Origin of the sequence: Heyndrickxia acidiproducens DSM 23148 (assembly GCF_000374345.1) — a bacterium.
GTDB classification, from domain to species: domain Bacteria; phylum Bacillota; class Bacilli; order Bacillales; family Bacillaceae_C; genus Weizmannia; species Weizmannia acidiproducens.
On the sequence record NZ_KB894070.1, the window covers coordinates 1 to 2,532 of the forward strand.

Sequence of the window (2,532 nt, forward strand, 5' to 3'; positions counted from 1 at the left end):
CTGCAGGAAGCAGGTCGCAGGAGGCGTTGCAACAGGACGCCTGAGTTCTTAGCCTTTGTTCATTTTCTAATCAGTGGGGGATGAAGGAAAACCCCACTGATGGAAGTTTCACTTTACTTTTCGGCAAATTTCCAGAAATGGTCATGGACAAGCATGCAAAAATCTGTGATAGTGGAAGTATGAATTTTTTTACGAATTGGAGTGGGTAACATGAAAGCCATTTTAACGGTTATCGGCAAAGACCGTGTCGGGATCATCGCCGGAGTCAGCACACAGCTGGCAGAATTGAAGATTAATATTTTGGATGTAAGCCAGACGATTATGAGCGGCTATTTTACGATGATGATGATGCTGGATCTTTCAAATGCGGAGGCAAACTTCGATGAAATTAAAAAATCCCTTGCTGAAAAAGGGAAATTGCTGCAGGTTCAAATCAAGATCCAGCGCGAGGAAATTTTCAAATCCATGCACAGCCTGTAAAAAGTGGGGGAACGAATGTAATGGAAACAAAACAAATACTTGAAACCATACGCATGATTGAAGAAGAAAAACTGGATATCCGCACCATTACGATGGGCATCTCGCTCCTGGACTGCATTGATGCAGACGGGGAGAAAGCACGCCGGAAAATTTATGAAAAGATTACGGCGCTTGCTGAAAAACTCGTCCAGGTGGGAGAGAATATTGAATCGGAGTACGGCATCCCAATTATTCATAAACGCATCTCTGTCACGCCGATCGCACTGATTGCCGGTGCAACGGATGACAAAGATTACGTCGCATTTGCCAAGACGCTTGATGCGGCTGCAAAAAAAGTCGGCGTCAATTTTATCGGTGGATTTTCGGCGCTCGTACAGAAAGGCTACCATAAAGGAGATAAGATTTTAATAGACTCCATTCCGCAGGCTTTGGCGGAAACCGAGCGGGTCTGCGCCTCTGTCAATGTTGGCTCATCACGCTCCGGAATCAATATGGATGCAGTCCGGGATATGGGCGGGATCATCAAAAAAACCGCCGCGCTCACTGCGGATACACAGGGCCTCGGCTGCGCCAAGCTCGTGGTTTTCGCGAACGCTGTTGAAGATAATCCGTTTATGGCCGGCGCTTTTCACGGTGTCGGCGAGGCAGATGTGGTCATCAATGTTGGTGTCAGCGGTCCCGGTGTGGTAAAGCGGGCTTTGGAAAAAGTCAAAGGTGAACCGTTTGATATCGTGGCAGAAACGGTGAAGAAAACGGCGTTTAAAATTACGCGCATGGGCCAGCTTGTCGGCATGGAAGCATCGAAACGGCTCGGCGTCCCATTCGGCATTGTCGATTTGTCGCTTGCACCAACACCGGCTGTCGGAGATTCTGTCGCACATATTTTAGAAGAAATGGGCCTTGAGTCTGTCGGCACACACGGGACCACGGCGGCGCTTGCATTATTGAATGATGCTGTGAAAAAGGGCGGTGTCATGGCATGCGGGCATGTTGGCGGCTTAAGCGGCGCGTTCATCCCGGTTTCAGAAGACGCCGGCATGATTGATGCGGTCAACCGTGGCTCATTGAATTTGGAAAAACTGGAAGCGATGACCGCCATCTGCTCGGTCGGTCTTGACATGATCGCGATCCCGGGTGATGCAGCGGCTGAAACGATTGCAGCAATGATTGCGGATGAAGCAGCGATCGGTGTGATCAATAACAAAACGACGGCGGTACGGATTATTCCGGCGCCGGGTACTCATATCGGCGATACCGTTGAATTTGGCGGTCTGCTTGGCCATGCGCCTGTAATGGGTGTCCACTCCTATTCGTCAGCTGAATTTATTGCCCGCGGCGGCCGAATCCCGGCACCAATCCATTCTTTTAAAAATTAAGGGGAAAGAAATACATCAATCCGGAAGAAAGGCAGGCTGTCCATCAGCCTGCCTTTTTCAATCACCTATTGGCTATTCCTCGCTCTCCCGCATCCTGAGTGCCCTGTTTGCATTTTTTACATCATTGCTCAGCAGCTCCCGAAGATGATATGCCGGATACAGCCCATTTTCATACATATAATGAAATACCCGTGCATGCAAATCAATTGCGCTGTTCAAATGGCGGACGAGCACATTACGCAGCGCAGGGGTTGCGGTTTCGGTAATCGCAATAGCGTAATTTCTAACAGCAGATTTTGAAGTGACCAGCAGTTCGCCAGCCTGGAATCCGACGCCTGTCTGTCTTTCCTCCTCTTCTTCTGCCTCATCTTCGCGCGGGGCCTGCGAATAAAACGGCAGCAGTTCACGGATGTTTTTCTCCAGGGCCCGCGCTGAAAATGTGTACAGTTCTTTTAATCTCGGCTCCGTTACATTTTTCAAAGAAGATTTGCACCGAACCAGGAAAACCGTTTGCGATGCGACCAGTTCATGGACTTCCAATGTTTCATGCCAGGCTAATGTTCTCGGCATTATAAGCAATACCTCCCTCTATAAATATTGATTTATCAACGGTTTAGGCCGTTGGTGGGGTGTCAAAAAAAATATTTTTCAACACGTTTCCTAACAAAATTTTTAT

Annotated in this window: 3 protein-coding genes; 2 read left to right on the forward strand and 1 reads right to left on the reverse strand. The window is 48.5% G+C overall.

Annotated elements, in window-relative coordinates; genetic code table 11:
• Positions 1-210 precede the first annotated feature (210 nt).
• The gene (locus C232_RS0118175; protein WP_018665531.1) at positions 211-480 is read left to right on the forward strand and encodes an ACT domain-containing protein; all 270 of its coding nucleotides are present in this window, start codon (positions 211-213) and stop codon (positions 478-480) included.
• Between the two features lie 20 nt (positions 481-500).
• Positions 501-1,856, forward strand: a complete 1,356-nt coding sequence (locus C232_RS0118180; protein WP_018665532.1) for a PFL family protein — start codon at positions 501-503, stop codon at positions 1,854-1,856.
• 72 nt (positions 1,857-1,928) lie between these two features.
• Here C232_RS0118180 and C232_RS0118185 read toward each other — a convergent pair whose 3' ends face one another.
• Positions 1,929-2,426, reverse strand: coding sequence for a spore coat protein (locus tag C232_RS0118185; RefSeq protein WP_018665533.1), 498 nt, complete (start codon positions 2,424-2,426; stop codon positions 1,929-1,931).
• Between the last annotated feature and the right edge of the window lie 106 nt (positions 2,427-2,532).

What these genes read in the sequence shown, in the direction of transcription:
- C232_RS0118175 (WP_018665531.1), top strand. Translation starts at nt 211, where the DNA reads ATGAAAGCCATTTTAACGGTTATCGGCAAAGACCGTGTCGGGATCATC.
- C232_RS0118180 (WP_018665532.1), top strand. Translation starts at nt 501, where the DNA reads ATGGAAACAAAACAAATACTTGAAACCATACGCATGATTGAAGAAGAA.
- C232_RS0118185 (WP_018665533.1), bottom strand. Translation starts at nt 2,426, where the DNA reads ATGCCGAGAACATTAGCCTGGCATGAAACATTGGAAGTCCATGAACTG.